The organism is Streptomyces sp. GL_141, from assembly GCF_057834385.1.
The window spans coordinates 5,755,355-5,773,364 of sequence record NZ_CM174402.1; the positions used below are offsets into that span (position 1 = coordinate 5,755,355).

Consider the following 18,010-nt stretch of genomic DNA (forward strand, 5'->3'; position numbering starts at 1 on the left):
CCAGGCCCCCGCATACGATGTGAGCGAAATCTCCGCCCGCTCCCCGACCCGATAGGTACCTGCCTGATGAGCCTCGCCTCCACCGCCCACAACCTGGTCGTCCTCGCCTCCGAGGGAGCCGAGAAGCACGGCGGCAACCACGACAGCCTGAACCCGTACCTGACCGGTGGCGCCGCCTTCGGCATCCTCCTGCTGATGCTGTGGGTCACCACGCGCCTGAACCGGGACCGCTGAAGCTCCGCAACCCCCGAATACTCAGCACGCCGAGTACGCGCCCGTAGGCGGGTCCCTGCCGCGCCACCGGGCCAGTAGGCTCTGCGCTCATGGGAGAGCAGGAAATGCCGACCGGCCCGGTCAAGCGCAGGCTCGGCGTGATGGGCGGGACGTTCGACCCGATCCACCACGGACACCTGGTGGCCGCCAGTGAGGTGGCCGCGCTGTTCCACCTCGACGAGGTGATGTTCGTACCGACCGGCGAGCCGTGGCAGAAGTCGCAGCGGGCCGTGTCGTCCGCCGAGGACCGGTATCTGATGACGGTCATCGCGACCGCCTCGAACCCGCAGTTCTCGGTGAGCCGCATCGACATCGACCGCGGCGGCCCGACTTACACGATCGATACCCTGAGGGACCTGAGCGCCCTCAACGACGACGCCGACCTCTTCTTCATCACCGGCGCCGACGCCCTCGCGCAGATCCTGACCTGGCGGAACGCCGAGGAGCTCTTCGCCCTCGCGCACTTCATCGGCGTCACCCGGCCGGGCCACGTGCTCACCGACGACGGCCTGCCCGAGGGTGGCGTCTCCCTCGTGGAGGTTCCGGCGCTGGCCATTTCGTCCACGGACTGCCGTGCCCGCGTGGCCAAGGGGGATCCTGTCTGGTACCTCGTGCCCGACGGCGTGGTCCGCTACATCGACAAGCGTGAGCTGTACCGGGGAGCCTGAGCTTCCGGAGAGAGGGGCCCCGCGGTGAACGACCGACACGAGCCGTACGACCCGTATGCCGGCCAGGAGCAGCAGCTCGTCGGCTACGACGCGTACGGGCGGCCGGTGTACGGCCAGGTGCCCGCACAGCCCGCCCCCGACCCGGCGCCCCCCTACGAGCAGCAGCAGCCGTACGAGCAGGGCTACGGCTACGACTACCAGGGCTACGGCCGCCAGCAGGCCCCGCAGCCCCAGCAGCAGGCCCCGCAGTACTACCCCCAGCAGCCCCAGCAGCAGTACCCCCAGGCCCCGCAGTACGGGTACGACACCCAGGGCATCCCGCAGTACGACACCCAGGCCACCCAGCAGTGGATCCCGCAGCAGGCCGCCCCCGAGCCCCCGGCGCAGGCGCCCCTGCGGGCCCCCGTGCCCGAGCCGGAGTTCCGCACCGCCGCCGCGCAGGTCCCGGAGCCCCGCCGGGCCGACGGGCCGGGCGCGCAGGGCGGGCCCGGCCAGGGGACCTCGTACCGCACCGAGCAGTTCGCCTTCATCGACCAGCCGGACGAGGACTCCGAGGACGTCATCGACTGGCTCGCCTTCACCGAGAGCCGCACCGAGCGCCGCGAGGAGGCCCGCCGGCGCGGCCGCAACCGGGTGGTGGCGCTGATCGTCGTCCTGGCCGTCTTCGTCGTCGCGGGCCTCGGCTACCTCTGGTACGCGGGCAAGCTGCCGTTCCTGCAGGGCCCCGGCAAGGCGTCGAACGGCGCGGCCGCCACGGGTCCGCAGAAGCGCGACATGATCGTCGTGCACCTGCACAACACCAAGAAGGGCGGCACCTCCACGGCGCTGCTCGTCGACAACGTGACCACCAAGCAGGGCGCCACCGTCCTGGTGCCGAACACGCTGAACGTCTCCAAGGACGACGGCACCACCGCCCAGCTGGGCAAGGCCGTCGAGGAGGGCGGTCTGGGCGTACGGGAATCCCTCGACTCCGCCTTCGGCACCCGCATCGGCGGCACCTGGCGGCTGGACACCCCCTTCCTGGAGAACTTCGTCGAGCTGGTCGGCGGCATCGAGGTCGACACCGACGTGGCCGTCCCGGCGGACGACGCGGCGAAGGTGCCCGCCGTCGGCCAGGGCCCGAAGCAGAGCCTCAGCGGTGCGATGGCCGTCGCGTACGCCACGTACCGGGCGCAGGGCGAGCCGGAGGCCAATCAGCTGGACCGGCTCGGCAAGGTCCTGCTGGGCCTGCTGCGCAAGGTGCCCGGCGATCCGAAGTCGGCGGCGATGACCGTGGAGACCACCGGCCAGATCCTGGACCCGGCGCTGAACGCGCAGACCCTGGGCGCGCTGCTGTCCAAGCTCGGCGAGCACGCCAAGGTGGGCGCGTACCGCACCGACGTGCTCGGGGTGAAGCCGGACGGCGGCCTCACGGACGAGGCCAACAAGAAGGTGGTCAAGGAGGTCCTCGGCGGCTCCGTCGCGGAGGCCCAGCCCGGGGCGCTGCCGCGGGTCGGCCTGAAGGACGCGACCGGCGACGAGAAGACGAACACCGCGGCGAAGGCGGCCCTGCTCAACGGCGGCTACACCCTGGTGGACGGCGGCAAGGCCGACAAGACGGTGCCCACGTCGCAGATCACGTACCAGGACGACGCGCAGCGGGACAAGGCGATCGAGGTCTCCAAGACGCTGGGACTGCCCGAGACGGCCGTGAAGAAGGCGGAGAACGCGGTGAACGCGGACGTCGTGGTGACGCTGGGCAAGGATTACAAACCGTCCTGACCCCCTGCGAGGCCTACTGGGGCCTACTCCGGCGGCGCCCTACGGGTACGGCTCCGCCCGCGCGGCACGCTGCGCGCGGGCGGCGTCGGCGGTACATGAGACCCTTGTAAGGATCTGCCCGCCAACCCGAAAGCATGGCCAGTGACCGCCACGGACCGCTCCATCGAGCTCATCACCGCCGCCGCCCAGGCCGCGGCCGACCGGCTCGCGCACGACATCATCGCGTACGACGTCAGCGACGTGCTGTCGATCACCGACGCCTTCCTGCTCGCTTCGGCTCCCAACGACCGCCAGGTCAAGTCGATCGTCGACGAGATCGAGGAGAAGCTCCTGAAGGAGCTGGGCGCCAAGCCGGTGCGCCGCGAAGGCGACCGCGACGCGCGCTGGATCCTGCTCGACTACATCGACATCGTCGTCCACGTGCAGCACAGCGAGGAGCGCGTCTTCTACGCGCTGGAGCGCCTGTGGAAGGACTGCCCCGAGATCGACCTCCCCGAGGACGCCAAGCTCACCAAGGGCAAGGCCGAGGAGCACGCCGCGCTGCGCGCCGCGCAGGGCGACGACGAACTGGACGGTGATCTGTTCTGAGCGCGACCCACGACGGCACGACCCCTGAGGGTGTGACCCGCGCAGGTGCAGCCGACGACGGTACGGCCGGCGGCGGTACGACCAGCGGCAACGGCCGGACCAGCCGCAAGATCGTCCTGTGGCGGCACGGCCAGACCTCCTGGAACCTGGAGCGGCGCTTCCAGGGCTCCACGGACATCGAGCTGACCGAGGCCGGTGTGGCGCAGGCGCGCCGTGCCGCCCGGCTGCTCGCCTCGCTGAAGCCCGACGCCATCATCGCCTCGGACCTGATGCGCGCCGCCGCCACGGCTGCCGAGCTGGCGGCCGTCACGGGTCTGGCGGTGACGCACGACGAGGCGCTGCGCGAGACGTACGCCGGCGAATGGCAGGGCCTCACGCACGACGAGATCCTGGACAAGTACGGCGACCAGTACGCGGCGTGGAAGCGCGGCGAGGCGGTCCGCCGCGGTGGCGGCGAGCTGGAGACCGAGGTCGCCGACCGCGCCGCGCCGGTGGTGCTGGAGCACGCCGACCGGCTGCCCCCGGGCGGCACGCTCGTGGTGGTCAGTCACGGCGGCACCATCCGTACGACGATCGGCCGCCTGCTGGGCCTGGAGTCGTACTACTGGGAGGGCCTGGGCGGGCTCTCCAACTGCTGCTGGTCCGTGCTGGGCGAGGGCGCGCGCGGCTGGCGGCTGATGGAACACAACGCCGGCACGCTGCCCGAACCGGTGCTCGGCGACGACGACTGAGCCCACCTCGGAGCGGCTCCCACCCGGATTTCACTTTCCGGCTGGTCACAGGCTAGAGTTCTTCTTGTTCGCAGCGCAGAACACCGGAAACGGGGGGAGCGTCGCGGAGAGCGGGGCTATAGCTCAGTTGGTAGAGCGCCTGCATGGCATGCAGGAGGTCTGGAGTTCAATTCTCCATAGCTCCACAATCAAGATCCCGTCCCCAACAGGGGGCGGGATCTTTGCTTTTGTCCACAGCTGCCCGAGCGAGCACCGGCATGGCAGAATCGGACGGCCGGAGGGGGACACGACGGCCCGACGCGGGAGGGAGTCGCTGACGGATGGGTGCACACCGGCGGCGGTGCGACTGGTGCAACAACGGCACGCCGATCGTGCGGGACATGGAGCCGGTCAATCCCGACTACCAGTACTGGTGCGAGGAATGTGCGCGGGCGCTGATCATAAAAGGCGACCCGATCGAGACGTACCGAGAGCTGGAGGGCGAGCCGATCTACGGGCGGCTGCTCGACGAGCACTGCACGCTGAAGCGGTTCTACCAGTTCGCGCGTGCGTGACGCGGTTCGCGCGTACGTGACGTGGGAACGCGCGTACGTGACGCGGGGACGTGCGGCTCGTCGGGTATGTGACGAACTGCCACGAAACGGACATGGCCCCGGACCCGCGGAAACCGATTTTTGGACCAGGGCCATCACCGTGTAATGTTTGGGATGTCGCCAAGGGGAACCGGAAACGGGCCACGAAGCGGCAGGCAAGACGAGGGGCTATAGCTCAGTTGGTAGAGCGCCTGCATGGCATGCAGGAGGTCTGGAGTTCAATTCTCCATAGCTCCACAGTGAAGAAGCGGGCCACCGGAAACGGTGGCCCGCTTCTCGTTGTGCGTCCACCGGCCGGAAGGGCAGAGCACCGCTGGGGGCCGCTGCGGTACCCTGACGCCATGCGTGCCGTACGCCTTCTGCTTACCGAGCCGCGCTGAACAGTTCCGACCCCACGAAGCGGTCGGCCCGGCGCGGCGCCCCCTCCTGTGCGAGGGGTTTTTTCGTTTGGGCAGCAGAACCGGCAGAGACGATCGATGGAGCTTCAGGAATCATGAGCGAGACGAACACCCCGGCCCCCGAGGCGGCCGAGGCGCACCGTTACACGGCTGCCGTGGCCGCCGACATCGAGGCACGCTGGCAGGACGTATGGGACGCGCAGGGCACCTACGAGGCCCCGAACCCGACCGGTGACCTGGCGGGTGACGCCGCCGTGGTGGCGCGGCCCAAGAAGTTCATCATGGACATGTTCCCGTACCCCTCGGGCGCGGGCCTGCACGTCGGTCACCCGCTCGGGTACATCGCCACCGACGTCTTCGCCCGCCACCAGCGGATGACCGGCCACAACGTCCTGCACACCCTGGGCTTCGACGCCTTCGGCCTGCCGGCCGAGCAGTACGCCGTGCAGACCGGTACGCACCCGCGCGTGTCGACCGAGGCGAACATCGAGAACATGAAGGTTCAGCTGCGCCGGCTGGGTCTGGGCCACGACAAGCGCCGCTCGTTCGCGACGATCGACCCGGACTACTACAAGTGGACCCAGTGGATCTTCCTGCAGATCTACAACTCCTGGTACGACGCGGACGCCGCGAAGGCCCGGCCCATCGCCGAGCTGGTCGCCTCCTTCGAGGACGGCTCCCGTGAGCTGCCCGGCGGCGCCTCCTGGGCCGCGCTGAGCGCGGCCGAGCGGGCCGACGTGCTGAACGGGTACCGGCTGGCGTACGCCTCGGACGCGCCCGTCAACTGGTGCCCCGGGCTGGGCACCGTACTGGCCAACGAGGAAGTCACCGCCGACGGCCGGTCCGAGCGCGGCAACTTCCCCGTCTTCAAGTCCAAGCTGAGCCAGTGGAACATGCGGATCACGGCCTACGCCGACCGCCTGATCGACGACCTGGACGCGCTGGACTGGCCCGAGGCCATCAAGCTGCAGCAGCGCAACTGGATCGGCCGCAGCGAGGGCGCGCGCGTGGACTTCGCGGTCGGCGACGGCGAAGCCATCACGGTCTTCACCACCCGCCCCGACACGCTGTTCGGCGCCACCTACATGGTGCTGGCCCCCGAGCGCGACCTGGTCGGGAAGATCGTCCCGGCGGAGTGGCCCGAGGGCACCCACCAGCTGTGGACCGGCGGCAACGCGACCCCCGCCGAGGCCGTGGACTCGTACCGCAAGCAGGCCGCCGCGAAGTCGGACGTCGAGCGGCAGGCCGAGGCCAAGGACAAGACCGGCGTCTTCACCGGCGCGTACGCGACCAACCCGGTCAGCGGCGACCAGGTGCCCGTCTTCATCGCGGACTACGTGCTGATGGGCTACGGCACCGGCGCGATCATGGCCGTCCCGGCGCACGACGGCCGCGACTTCGAGTTCGCGCGCGCCTTCGAGCTGCCGATGCGCTGCGTCGTCCAGCCCACGGACGACCGCGACGCCGACCCGCTGGAGTGGGAGGGCGCCTTCTCCTCGTACGACGGCACGATCGTCAACTCGACGGGCGAGGGCATCACGCTGGACGGCCTGGGCGTGGTCGAGGCCAAGGCCGCGATCACCGACTGGCTGTCCGAGCGCGGCATCGGCGAGGGGACCGTCAACTTCCGTCTGCGCGACTGGCTGTTCAGCCGTCAGCGCTACTGGGGCGAGCCCTTCCCGATCGTCTACGACGAGGACGGCGTCGCCTACCCGCTGCCCGAGTCGATGCTGCCGCTGGAGCTGCCGGAGGTCGAGGACTACTCGCCGCGCACCTTCGCGCCCGACGACGCGGCCTCCCAGCCGGAGACCCCGCTGTCGCGCAACCAGGAGTGGGTCAACGTCGAGCTGGACCTGGGCGACGGGCGCGGGGTGCGCCCGTTCCGGCGCGAGACCAACACCATGCCGAACTGGGCCGGCTCCTGCTGGTACGAGCTGCGCTACCTGGACCCGAACAACGGCTCGGCCCTGGTCGACCCCGAGATCGAGCAGTACTGGATGGGCCCGCGCGAGGGCCAGCCGCACGGCGGCGTCGACCTGTACGTGGGCGGCGCCGAGCACGCGGTGCTGCACCTGCTGTACGCGCGCTTCTGGTCCAAGGTGCTGTTCGACCTGGGGCACGTCTCCTCGGTGGAGCCGTTCCACAAGCTGTTCAACCAGGGCATGATCCAGGCGTACGCGTACACCGACTCGCGCGGTGTGTACGTTCCGGCGGCCGAGGTCGAGGAGCGGGACGGCGGCTACTTCTACCAGGGCGAGCCGGTCAAGCGCGAGCACGGCAAGATGGGCAAGTCCCTGAAGAACGCCGTCACGCCGGACGAGATCTGCGAGGAGTACGGCGCGGACACCCTGCGCCTGTACGAGATGGCGATGGGCCCGCTGGACGTCTCGCGCCCCTGGGACACCCGGGCCGTCGTCGGCCAGTACCGGCTGCTGCAGCGCCTGTGGCGCAACGTGGTGGACGAGGAGACGGGCGCCGTGACGGTCGTCGACGGGGAGCCGGACGAGGCCACCCTGCGCGCGCTGCACAAGGCGATCGACGGGGTCGGCGCCGATATGGCCGCACTGCGCTTCAACACCGCCATCGCGAAGATCACCGAGCTGAACAACACCCTGACGAAGGCGGGCCGGCCGCTGGAGCGCTCGGTCGCGGAGCGGCTGGTGCTGCTGGTGGCCCCGCTGGCGCCGCACATCGCCGAGGAGCTGTGGCAGCGGCTGGGCCACGCCGAGTCGGTCGTCCACCAGGACTTCCCGGTCGCGGACCCGGCGTACGTCGTGGACGAGAGCGTCACGTGCGTCGTCCAGATCAAGGGCAAGGTCAAGGCCCGCCTGGAGGTGTCCCCGGCCATCTCCGACGCGGAGCTGGAGCAGCTGGCGCTGGGCGACGAGGCGGTCGTGGCGGCGCTGGGCGGGGCGGAGATCCGCAAGGTGATCGTGCGCGCGCCGAAGCTGGTGAACATCGTCGTCTGACGTATCCGTCGCATTCGTCGCATACGACGTATCCGACGTGCCCGTCCGGCGCGTCTAGGGGTATTCCCGTACGGGCAGGTTGGGGGTTCGATTGGAACCCGCGGCCTGCCCGTGGCGTTTACGGTGGAAGGGACGTAAACGGCTGGGGAAGGGACCCTCATGGAGGCGGCTTTTATCATCGTGGCCCTGGTGCTGCTGTTCGCCTTCCTGGGGCTCGGTGTCTACGTGACGACGAAGGTGGTCAAGGCCGCCGCGCGCGGCGTGGACCGGACCATCACCCAGGCCCGCCGCACGGTGGAGGACACCACCCTCAAGGCCCGCAGCTTCGGCCAGGTCGGTGTCCCGGGCGCGCTGGCCACGCTGCGGCTGGACCTGCGCAATTCGATGCGGGCGACGCAGCAGGCGCTGTACCAGGGGGTCCAGGCGGACGCCTCGCTGAAGGAGTCGATCGGGCTGTTCGAGCGGCTGAGCGCGCACGGGCACGAACTGGACGACGAACTGAAGCGCCTGGAGGCGGAGCCCGACCGGCAGCGGATCGCGGCGGCCCTGCCGGACCTGCGGGAGCGCACGGCGCAGATCACGCAGGCCTCGGACTCGCTGCGCTGGGCGGCGCGCGACCGTGCGCGGCGCTTCGCGGAGGACGACCTGTCGCACCTGGCGGCCCAGATCGACGTCGAGTCGGGCGCCCTGCGGGACTGGTCCCGCGCCCCGGCCGACGACTTCCCCCACTCCACGCCCACGCCTCCCACGTGGACCGCCCCCCAGCCGGCAGCCCTCTCGGAACCCACCCCGACCCCCCAGTACCCCTGGCAGAAGACCCCCCGCCCGGAAACGACGACCTGAGCCGGGGCCTGTTTGGCGTCCGGGGTTCGGGGCGGAGCTCGGGGTTCGACCCAGCTGGTTGGGCGTTTGGGGTCCGGGGTCGGTCGGAGCTCGGGGGCAGGCCCTTCCCGTCTGGCGATTGCGGACCGGGTCCGGGCTGGCCCGGGGGACATCTCCCAGCCTCGCCGGCGTTTGAGGCGCGGGTCCGGGCGGAGCCCGGGGAACGGTGGAAGGGCGGGTAGGGGACCCAGCCCCGCAGGGCCGAACACCGGCTGCCGCAGCAGCCGGCCGGAGCCTGGACGGCAGCCCGACGGGAGCTAGGGCGATAGCCCGCGCTGGGTTGGCGTGAGCCCAGAGGAACTGCGGCGGGGGACGGGGCGAACTCCGGCGGGGACGGGAGGAACTTCGGCGGGCGCCCGGCGCCAACCCGGCGGCACCTCGGTGGGGGCGGCGGCACCTCGGTCGGGCCCGGCGGAACCTCTGCGAGGCCCGGCGGACCCTCTGCGGGGCCCGGCGGAACCGCTGGCGGGAGCCCGGCGGCAGGCCGCCCGGAGCCGGGCCCGGAGGGCCACCGGTAGACCCGGGCTGCCGGAACACCCCCACGGACGGTAACCTCCGCCTCATGTCCCGCCATGTCGCGATCGTCACGGATTCCACGGCCTACCTGCCCCCACCGGCCATGGCGCGGCACGGAATCACCTCCGTCCCGCTGACCGTGGTCCTAGGCGACGAGGCCCTGGAAGAGGGCACAGAGATCTCGGCCAGGAGCCTCGCCCTGGCCCTGCAGAAGCGCCGCTCGGTCACCACCTCCCGCCCCAGTCCCGAGGACTTCGTCCGGGCCTACCGGGCGGCCGTGGAGGCCGGTGCGACCGGCATCGTCAGCCTGCACCTTTCGGCGGAGTTCTCCGGCACCTACGACGCTGCCGTGCTCGCCGCGAAGACCGCCGCGGTGCCCGTCCGCGTGGTCGACACCGGCATGGTCGCCATGGCCCTGGGCTTCTGCGCCCTGGCCGCGGCGGAGGTGGCCGAAGCCGGGGGTTCCCTCGACGAAGCCGTTGCCGCCGCAGAGAAGCGGGCCGCCGGCATGTCCGCCTATTTCTACGTCGACACCCTCGACTACCTCCGCCGCGGCGGCCGCATCGGGGCCGCGCAGGCCCTCCTGGGCTCGGCGCTCGCGGTCAAGCCGTTGCTGACGCTGGACGGTGGGCGGATCGAGATGCTGGAGAAGGTGCGTACGGCCTCCAAGGCCATAGCCCGCCTGGAGGAGCTGGCCGTCGAGCGTGCCGGCTCCGGCCCCGTCGACGTGGCCGTGCACCACCTCGCGGCCCCGGAGCGCGCGGAGAAACTCGCACAGCGGCTTCGTGAGCGCATCCCCGGGCTGGTCGAGCTGCACGTCAGCGAGGTCGGCGCGGTGATCGGGGCGCACACCGGACCGGGGTTGCTGGCGGCGGTCGTCTCCCCGCGCTGATCACCGGATCGGGTGACGGAGATTTCCACAACGCCCTGGTCATCCACCGGAATTGAAGCCTCCGAACGCGTGTCACGGCTGGGTCCTACCGTCGTGGCATGACTCTTCGTACGCGCACATCAGGTCCCGCCGGCGCCACCAGTGGCCCCGGCCGTCCCCGCCTCTCCGACAGCCGTCTGCGGGATCGCCGCGGACAGCGGCCCGGCCGCCCCGACCCCGCGGCCGTGCGGCGCCGGGCCGAGGCCCTGCTCGGAGCGGGCCGCCCTCCGGGCGCTCCGCCGCCGCAGGCCGGGGACACTCCGGCGGAGGTGGCACCGCCGGGAGCCCGCACCGTCGGGGCGCCGACCGAGCCCTCGGCTGCGGTCCGGCCGGATCCGCTGGCCCGGCCGGATCCGGCGGTCCGGGCCGACGATCCTGCCCCGGCCGACGAGCCTGCCCGAGCCGCCGAACCTGTCGGGGCTCCGCCCGAGGGCCGGGAGGCGCCCGGCGGGGCTTTACGGTGGCTCGCGGTGCGGGAGCGGCTGCCCGTGTGGCTGCAGACCCGCTGCGGGGTGGAGCCGCGCACGGTGGCAGCCGTCTCGGTGGTGCTCATCGTCGCAGTCGGGTTCGCAGTACAGCAGTACGGGGCCTCTCGGCCCAGGCCGGTGACCGCACCGGCCGTGGTGGCCCCCGCGGCGGCCGCCCTGTCGGCCCCGACGGTGGCGCGGGCGGGCCCCGGCGCCGGTCCCATCCTGGTGGACGTCAGCGGCAAGGTCCGTGCCCCGGGGGTGCGCAGGCTGCCTCCCGGCTCGCGCGTGGAGGATGCCCTGGTCGCCGCCGGGGGAGTGCGGCCCGGGACGGACACCACCGGCCTGAACCGGGCCCGCGTCCTGATGGACGGCGAGCAGGTCCTGGTGGGCGCTCCGGCCCCGCCACCGCCGACGACGGGCCGGGGAGGTCCGGCGGCGGGGCCGCTGAGCCTCGGCACGGCCACGGCCGAGCAACTCGACGGCCTGCCGGGGGTCGGCCCGGTCCTCGCGCAGCACATCGTGGACTTCCGCACGGCGCGCGGGGGCTTCCGCTCCGTGGAGGAGCTCCGCCAGGTCAACGGGATCGGCGAGCGCCGATTCGCCGATCTGCGCGAGCTGGTCCGGCCGTGAACCGGTACGGCGGACCGGGGCGCGGTCCGGCCGGAAGGAGCCCGAGCGAGCACGGACAGCCAGTGCGGGGTCCGCGTACGCGTGGTTCGACCGGGCGCGCTCCGGCACGGCAGAGCCCGGCGGATCAGAGCCCGCCGGGACAGGCACAGATCGAGCCGGAGCAGGCCGAGCCGGAGCAGGCCGGGCCGGGCCAAGTCGGGCGGGGTGAGGGCGTGCCGGATCAGGCCGGGCGGGAGTGGGGGGTGAGGGAGAGGGGGCCGGTGGATTTGCGGTTGGTGGGGCCGGCGCTTGCCGTGTGGGGGGCGGCCGCCGTCGGATTGGGGGTGCCTGTCGGAGGGAGTGTTGCGGCGGCGGGGCTGGGGGTGGGTGCGGCCGGGCTGGTGATGCTGGGTGGGAGGAGGCGCTTCGGGCCGTTCCGGGCGGTCGTGGCGGCGGTCCTGCTGTGTGCGGCCGCCGGGGCCGGGGTGGCGGGGCTCCAGCGGGCCGAGGCGCGGGCCGGGCCGGTCCCGGAGCTGGCCCGGGACCATGCCCGGGTGCTGGCGGAGCTCACCGTGGACTCCGATCCGCGCATGGCCCGGACCGGGAGCGGGCCGCCGGTGGTGGTGCTCGACGCGGTGGTGACCCGGGTGACCGGGCCCGACGGTGCACGGACCCGGGTGTCGACTCCGGTGCGGGTGCTCGCGGGGCATCCGGGGTGGGCCCGGTTGCAGCCCTCGACACGGGTCGACGTGGTGGCCCGGCTGGCCCCGGCGCGGGACGGGGAGCGGCCCGTCGCCCTGCTCCGGCCGGCCGGGGACGCCCCGCCGCGGGTGACCCGCGGTCCGGACACCGTGCAGCGGATCGCCGGGCGGCTGCGGGCCGGGCTGCGCGAGGTCACCGACGGGCTGGCCCCGGACGCCAGGGCCCTGCTGCCCGGTCTGGTGGTCGGGGACACCTCCCGGGTGGAGCCCGATCTGCACGACGCGTTCCGCGCCACCGATCTGCTGCACCTGCTGGCCGTCTCCGGCTCCAACCTGACCGTGGTGCTCTTCCTCCTCATCGGCGCCCCGGCCCGCGCGCAGCAGGCCGAGCGGGGCGGGCTGGCGCCCCGCCTGGGGCTCTCGCTGCGGGCGACGGCCCTGTGCGGGGTGGCGCTGACCCTGGCCTTCGTCGTGGTCTGCCGGCCGGAGCCCAGCGTGCTGCGGGCGGCGGCCTGCGGCTCGGTCACGCTGCTGGCCATCGCCACCGGGCGGCGCAGATCCCTGATCCCGGCGCTGGCCGCCGCCGTCCTGCTGCTGGTGCTCTACGACCCCTGGCTGGCCCGGAGCTACGGCTTCCTCCTCTCCGTCCTGGCCACCGGGGCCCTGCTGACGCTGGCTCCCCGGTGGAGCGAGGCCCTGCAGCGGCGCGGGGTGCGGCCCCGCCTCGCCGAGGCGCTGGCGGCCGCGGCGGCGGCCCAGGCGGTGTGCGCGCCGGTCGTCGCGGTGCTGTCGGCCCGGGTGAGCCTGGTGGCGGTGCCCTGCAACCTGCTGGCCGAGCTGGCGGCGGGACCCGCCACGGTCCTGGGGTTCGCCGCGCTGGCGGCGGCCCCGGTGTGCCGGCCGGTGGCCGAGGTGCTGGCCCGGTGCGCGGGCGTGCCCGCCGGGTGGATCGCCGCCGTGGCCCGCGGTGGGGCGGGACTGCCCGGGGCGGAGCTGGGCTGGCCCGGCGGGGTGGGCGGAGGGCTGCTGCTCGGCGCGGCCACCTTCGCGGCGCTGGTGCTCGGCAGACGGGTCGGCCGTGGGCGATGGCTCGCCTCCGCCCTGGCCGTGGTGCTGCTCCTCGCCGTACTGAGGCCGCCACTGGTCACTCGTACGGTCAAGGGCTGGCCGCCGCCCGACTGGATCTACACCCAGTGCGCGGTGGGCCAGGGGGACACCGCCGTGCTCGCGGTCGGCCCGGGGACGGCCGTGGTGGTGGACGCGGGCCCCGAGCCCGGGCCGGTGGACGCCTGCCTGAGGGAGCTGGGCGTGCGCCGGGTGCCGCTGATCCTGCTGACGCACTTCCACGCCGACCACGTGGGCGGGTTGCCGGGGGTGTTCAGGGGCCGCTCGGTGGGTGTGGTGCAAGTCACCGGACTCGAAGAACCGCCCGGGCAGGCCGCGTTCGTACGGCGGACGGCGGCCGCCGCGGGAGTCCCCCTCGTCCGTGCGGTGGAGGGGGAGCGGCGCAGGGCCGGTCCGCTGGAGTGGCAGGTGCTGTGGCCGCCCGCCGGGGACGCCGCGCCCGAGGGCCCCAACGACGCGAGCGTGGCCCTGCTGGTGCGCGGCGCGGGCCTGACCCTGCTCCTGCTGGGCGACCTCGAACCGGCCTCCCAGCAGGCCCTGCTGAGGAACCATCCGGAACTGGGGCCGGTCGATGTCCTCAAGGTCGCCCACCACGGCAGCGCCCATCAGGATCCCGGGCTGTACGAGCGGATCCGGCCGCGCCTCGCGATCGTGCCGGTGGGCGCCGGGAACAGGTACGGGCATCCCGCGGCGGGTACGCTCGCCCGGCTGCGGGAGCTGGGCGCGGCCGTGCTGCGCACCGATGAGGACGGTTCGGTCGCCGTCACCGGCAGCGGCCCGCGACTGCGGGCGTTCCCGGCCATTCGCCGACGGGGCCGTCCCGGGCATACCAGGAGTGACCACTCCGTTTGCCCACAACCCGGCAGCATGATCGAATGCGTTTTCGCCAGAGCGGTCCAAGCCCACACAGCACGGGGGTGCACAAACCATGTTCAGTCGCAGACGGGGGATGGAGACGGCGGGAAGCGCCAGTCCCCAGACATCCGCGACCCTGACGCTTCCTCATACCGCGCGGCTGCTCAGCTGCCGGGTGCTCGACACGGTCCACCAGCCGGTGCGGCAGGCCAAGTTCGAGGTGACCGACCCGATAGGCCGACGGATCGTCAGCGGGGAGACCGACCCGTACGGCGGGTTCACGGCGGCGGTGCCGGCGGGCGAGTACCGGCTGGCCGTCACGGCCGAGGGCTACGCGCCCTTCCACGGGGCGACGCTGGTGGGGGACCCGGCGCAGCCCGGTACCGGGGAGATCGTGCTGGACCCGGTGGACCCGCCGCTGCTGCCGCAGCCGGGCCACTGGGAGCTCGACCCGGGGCATTCGTCGATCGGGTTCTCGGCCCGGCACATCGGCTTCGCCCGGATCAACGGCCGGTTCAACACCTTCGCCGGCGCGGTGCGGATAGCCGACCGGATGGAGGACTCCTCCATGCGCGTGATCATCGACGCGGCGAGCATCGACACCGGGCTGCGGATGCGGGACGACCACCTGCGCTCCGCGGACTTCCTGGACGCGGCCCGCTACCCGACGGTGGAGTTCTACAGCGAGCGGTTCATCCACCGCAGCGGCAGCCACTGGTCCGTGGCGGGCGCCCTCACCCTCCACGGGGTCAGCCGGTCCGTCACCCTGGACACCCGGTACCTGGGTCTGGGCACGGGCCTGGAGGGCGAGCCGAGGGCGGCCTGCCGGGCGACGGCCGAACTGAACCGCGAGGACTTCACGCTGAACTGGCAGTCGATGCTGGCGCAGGGGATCGCGGCGATCGGCTCGAACGTGGAAGTGGCCCTGGACATGCAGGTCGTGCACAAGGCCTGACGGGGCGGGGTCCGGCCGCTACGGGGCTTCGAGCCAGCCGTCGTACTCGGCGGCGAGCTCGTCCAGGGCCGTGGCGTCCAGCCGTTCGTGCGGGTCCTCGACGACCACCAGCCACTGGGCGTCCTCGGCGTCGTCCTCGCCGGCGAGGGCGTCGCGGACCAGCTGCGGCTCCTCCGGGAGGCCGAAGCGGTCGACCACTTCCCGGGCCACCTCCTCGGCGGCGTCGCGGTCGGGCAGGACCAGTACATGTTGCACGTTCACCCGGACATTCTCGGGTACGGGGGAGCGGGCCGCGGAAGGGGGCCGGGCCGCGAGGGTCTGTCAGTGCGGCGTGGGATGCTGGAGGCGATGGCCACCAGGAAGAATTCCACCGACGATCCGCTCGCCCCGATCACCCTCGCGGTGGGGCAGGAGGACCTGCTGCTCGACCGCGCCGTGCGGGAGATCGTGACGGCGGCGCGAGCCGCCGATGCCGACACGGACGTGCGTGACCTCGCCTCCGAACAGCTTCAGCCCGGCACCCTGGCCGAGTTGACCAGCCCCTCGCTCTTCTCGGAGCGCAAGGTGCTCGTCGTGCGCAATGCGCAGGACCTCTCGGCCGACACGGTCAAGGAGGTCAAGGCGTACCTCGCCGCACCGTTCGAGGAGATCGCCTTCGTCCTCCTGCACGCGGGCGGCGTCAAGGGCAAGGGCCTGCTGGACGCCGCGCGCAAGGCGGGTGCCCGCGAGATCGCCTGCCCGAAGATGACGAAGCCGGCGGACCGGCTGGCGTTCGTACGGGGAGAGTTCCGGACGCTGGGCCGTTCGGCCACGCCCGAGGCCTGCCAGACGCTGGTCGACGCGATCGGCAGCGACCTGCGGGAGCTGGCGAGCGCGGCGGCGCAGCTCTGCGCGGACGTCGAGGGCACGATCGACGAGGCCGTGGTCGGCCGCTACTACACCGGCCGGGCCGAGGCTTCGAGCTTCACCGTCGCCGACCGGGCGGTGGAGGGGCGCGCCGCGGAGGCCCTGGAGGCCCTGCGCTGGTCGCTGTCCACCGGGGTGGCTCCGGTCCTGATCACCAGCGCGCTGGCCCAGGCGGTACGGGCGATCGGGAAGCTGGCTTCGGCCCCGCGCGGGGCCCGGCCCGGGGACCTCGCGCGTGACCTCGGCATGCCGCCGTGGAAGATCGACCGCGTCCGGCAGCAGATGCGCGGGTGGTCCGCGGACGGTGTCGCGGACGCGCTGCGCGCGGTGGCCGCGGCGGACGCGGGGGTCAAGGGCGGGGGCGACGACCCGGAGTACGCACTGGAGAAGGCGGTAGTGGCCGTGGCACGGGCAGCCCGCCCCCAGCGCGGCTAGGCCGTCTCAGGCGGTTGGGGCGTCGCTGCGGGCGGTCTGTGCTCAGTGGGGCCAGGGCGTCGCTGTCGGCAGCCCGGCGCCACCGGGGTCAGGGCGATGCTTCCGGGGCCTGCCCGCCCTCGCCGCCCGGCAGCGCGCCTCTCCGCACGGTCGGGGCACCCCCCCCGCAACGTCCAGTACGCGCTGGCCGGCAGCGGGTCGGGGCAGGGCGCCGTAGGGTGCGGGCCTGGCCGGCCAGGGCCGAGAGAGACGGCCCGGTGCGGTGATCGGGGAGGTCCGGCGGGGTTCGGGAGGACCCTCTGGCGGGCCCGGAGATCTCAGGTCCTACGCTCCCCGGCATGACCAAGTTCTACGCCACCGTGTGCCTGCCGCCGACCGCGCCCCGGAAGATACCGAAGGCCGTGGCCGCCGCCATGGCGCCCTACGACATCAATCTCAAAGGGGACCAGAATCCGGTCGGCCACTGGGACTGGTGGGCCATCCGCGCGGGTGCGGGCGGCGCCTACCTCGTGTTGCCCCAGGCAGACGGCGACCGCAGGCTCGTCACGGCCTCGACCGTGCCGCGCAGGAAGGCCGAGCTCGCTCCCCTCGGGCCGCTGGAATGCTACGGCGGGCCCCGGGGGCTGCTCGACTTCGACGGCATGCGGCAGCGCGCGGGGCGCTCGTACGACGCCCTGCTCGCCGCCTGGACCGAGCTGAGCGCGGTGCATCCGCCGGCCCGCCCGCTCACGGACTTCCTCGCGCGCCACGAGGCCGATCCCGATGGGTATCCCCAGGCAGAGGCCCGGAAGGATCACCTGGCCCAGCCGCTGGTGCAGGACGTGGCCCAGCGGGCCGTCGCGGGAGACCCGCACTTCGGTATGTCGTTCCTGGTCAACGACCCGGTCGCGTACTTCGCCCAGGAGCACGAGGAAGCCCGGCTGTGGTCGGTCCGGGGTGCGGTGCCCGGCTCCGCCCTGGTCACCCTCGACGGCGTGTGGACGGACGCGCGCACGGAGGGCCACTGGGAGCGGGCGAACCGCTACCTCGACGGTCTCGACGCCGACGCGGTGGTCCTCGACCTGCTCTGCCACTCCTGAGTCCCGGCCACGCCGAAGCCCCCGGCCATGCCGAAGGCCCCGACTGCTGCCCTGGGGAAGGGAGGCGGCCGGGGCCTTCGGTTACTTCTCGATGTGCGCCGCACCCGCGTGGCGAACGCTTCGTGTGCGGCGCGGAGTGCCGGTCGGGAGCGGGAGAGAGGGCCCGCTGGATCCCTGCCCGGCGATCACATCAGTGGCTCAGCCCTGAAGGGAGGCAACCTTGGTGGCCAGCGCCGACTTCTTGTTGGCGGCGGCGTTCTTGTGGATGACACCCTTCGAGACGGCCTTGTCGAGCGCGCGGGAAGCGGCGCGGGAAGCCACGGTGGCCTTCTCGACGTCACCGGCGACGACGGCCTCACGGGCCTTGCGGATGGCGGTCTTGAGCGAGGACTTGACGGCCTTGTTGCGAAGGCGAGCCTTCTCGTTCGTCTTGTTGCGCTTGACCTGGGACTTGATGTTCGCCACGAAAGAGCCTTTGCAGGTTCAGAGATTTGATCTTCGGATTGTGTCCCGTAGAGCTAGAGGGCACACGAGACACAGCTGCTCAGGTTACCAGCTGCCGTTC

General features: G+C 72.6%; 15 protein-coding genes, 2 tRNA genes and 1 pseudogene. 16 read left to right on the forward strand and 2 right to left on the reverse strand.

Features of this window, described 5'->3' with window-relative positions; all coding sequences use genetic code 11:
• The first annotated feature begins 66 nt into the window (after window positions 1-66).
• The 14 genes and pseudogenes from AC3IX6_RS25455 (at window position 67) to AC3IX6_RS25520 (ending at window position 15,025) form a co-directional block, all read left to right on the forward strand.
• Window positions 67-234, forward strand: coding sequence for a hypothetical protein (locus tag AC3IX6_RS25455; RefSeq protein ID WP_327252716.1), 168 nt, complete (start codon window positions 67-69; stop codon window positions 232-234).
• 89 nt (window positions 235-323) lie between these two features.
• Window positions 324-941: a nicotinate-nucleotide adenylyltransferase gene (gene nadD / locus AC3IX6_RS25460; protein ID WP_243334788.1), complete on the forward strand. Its 618-nt coding sequence runs from the start codon at window positions 324-326 to the stop codon at window positions 939-941.
• A 24-nt stretch (window positions 942-965) separates the two neighbouring features.
• Window positions 966-2,702: an LCP family protein gene (locus tag AC3IX6_RS25465; RefSeq protein WP_489364907.1), complete on the forward strand. Its 1,737-nt coding sequence runs from the start codon at window positions 966-968 to the stop codon at window positions 2,700-2,702.
• A gap of 141 nt (window positions 2,703-2,843) precedes the next feature.
• Window positions 2,844-3,290: a ribosome silencing factor gene (gene rsfS / locus AC3IX6_RS25470; protein WP_250739445.1), complete on the forward strand. Its 447-nt coding sequence runs from the start codon at window positions 2,844-2,846 to the stop codon at window positions 3,288-3,290.
• Window positions 3,291-3,322: 32 nt separating this feature from the next.
• Window positions 3,323-4,021 (forward strand): histidine phosphatase family protein, encoded by a 699-nt coding sequence (locus AC3IX6_RS25475; protein WP_489364909.1) that lies wholly within the window; start codon window positions 3,323-3,325, stop codon window positions 4,019-4,021.
• A gap of 112 nt (window positions 4,022-4,133) precedes the next feature.
• Window positions 4,134-4,206 (forward strand) — tRNA-Ala (locus tag AC3IX6_RS25480).
• 135 nt (window positions 4,207-4,341) lie between these two features.
• Complete coding sequence (locus AC3IX6_RS25485) at window positions 4,342-4,575, forward strand: hypothetical protein (RefSeq protein WP_007264019.1); 234 nt, start codon at window positions 4,342-4,344, stop codon at window positions 4,573-4,575.
• A 203-nt stretch (window positions 4,576-4,778) separates the two neighbouring features.
• Window positions 4,779-4,851, forward strand: a tRNA-Ala gene (locus tag AC3IX6_RS25490).
• A 256-nt stretch (window positions 4,852-5,107) separates the two neighbouring features.
• Window positions 5,108-7,981, forward strand: a complete 2,874-nt coding sequence (gene leuS / locus AC3IX6_RS25495) for a leucine--tRNA ligase (protein WP_489364911.1) — start codon at window positions 5,108-5,110, stop codon at window positions 7,979-7,981.
• Between the two features lie 159 nt (window positions 7,982-8,140).
• Window positions 8,141-8,824, forward strand: a complete 684-nt coding sequence (locus tag AC3IX6_RS25500; RefSeq protein ID WP_489364912.1) for a hypothetical protein — start codon at window positions 8,141-8,143, stop codon at window positions 8,822-8,824.
• Between the two features lie 601 nt (window positions 8,825-9,425).
• Window positions 9,426-10,271: a DegV family protein gene (locus AC3IX6_RS25505; protein ID WP_489364914.1), complete on the forward strand. Its 846-nt coding sequence runs from the start codon at window positions 9,426-9,428 to the stop codon at window positions 10,269-10,271.
• Between the two features lie 527 nt (window positions 10,272-10,798).
• On the forward strand, window positions 10,799-11,410 hold the full coding sequence (locus AC3IX6_RS25510; protein WP_489364916.1) for a ComEA family DNA-binding protein: 612 nt from the start codon (window positions 10,799-10,801) through the stop codon (window positions 11,408-11,410).
• 383 nt (window positions 11,411-11,793) lie between these two features.
• Window positions 11,794-14,007: pseudogene (locus tag AC3IX6_RS25515) on the forward strand (ComEC/Rec2 family competence protein); the annotation flags it as partial.
• Window positions 14,008-14,143: 136 nt separating this feature from the next.
• Window positions 14,144-15,025 (forward strand): YceI family protein, encoded by an 882-nt coding sequence (locus AC3IX6_RS25520; RefSeq protein ID WP_489364918.1) that lies wholly within the window; start codon window positions 14,144-14,146, stop codon window positions 15,023-15,025.
• 18 nt (window positions 15,026-15,043) lie between these two features.
• Here AC3IX6_RS25520 and AC3IX6_RS25525 read toward each other — a convergent pair whose 3' ends face one another.
• Entirely contained in the window at window positions 15,044-15,286 is a 243-nt protein-coding gene (locus tag AC3IX6_RS25525) for a hypothetical protein (RefSeq protein WP_489364920.1), read from the reverse strand.
• A gap of 87 nt (window positions 15,287-15,373) precedes the next feature.
• Here AC3IX6_RS25525 and holA point away from each other — a divergent pair, with 87 nt between their 5' ends.
• Together holA and AC3IX6_RS25535 are read left to right on the forward strand one after the other, a co-directional pair.
• Entirely contained in the window at window positions 15,374-16,366 is a 993-nt protein-coding gene (holA, locus tag AC3IX6_RS25530; RefSeq protein WP_489364922.1) for a DNA polymerase III subunit delta, read from the forward strand.
• A 338-nt stretch (window positions 16,367-16,704) separates the two neighbouring features.
• On the forward strand, window positions 16,705-17,445 hold the full coding sequence (locus AC3IX6_RS25535; protein WP_489364924.1) for a hypothetical protein: 741 nt from the start codon (window positions 16,705-16,707) through the stop codon (window positions 17,443-17,445).
• A 198-nt stretch (window positions 17,446-17,643) separates the two neighbouring features.
• On the opposite strand, the gene rpsT is transcribed toward AC3IX6_RS25535, so the two are convergent.
• Window positions 17,644-17,910 carry a 30S ribosomal protein S20 gene (rpsT, locus tag AC3IX6_RS25540; protein WP_250739437.1) on the reverse strand — a complete coding sequence of 89 codons (267 nt, stop codon included), beginning with the start codon at window positions 17,908-17,910 and terminating at the stop codon, window positions 17,644-17,646.
• Window positions 17,911-18,010 lie beyond the last annotated feature (100 nt).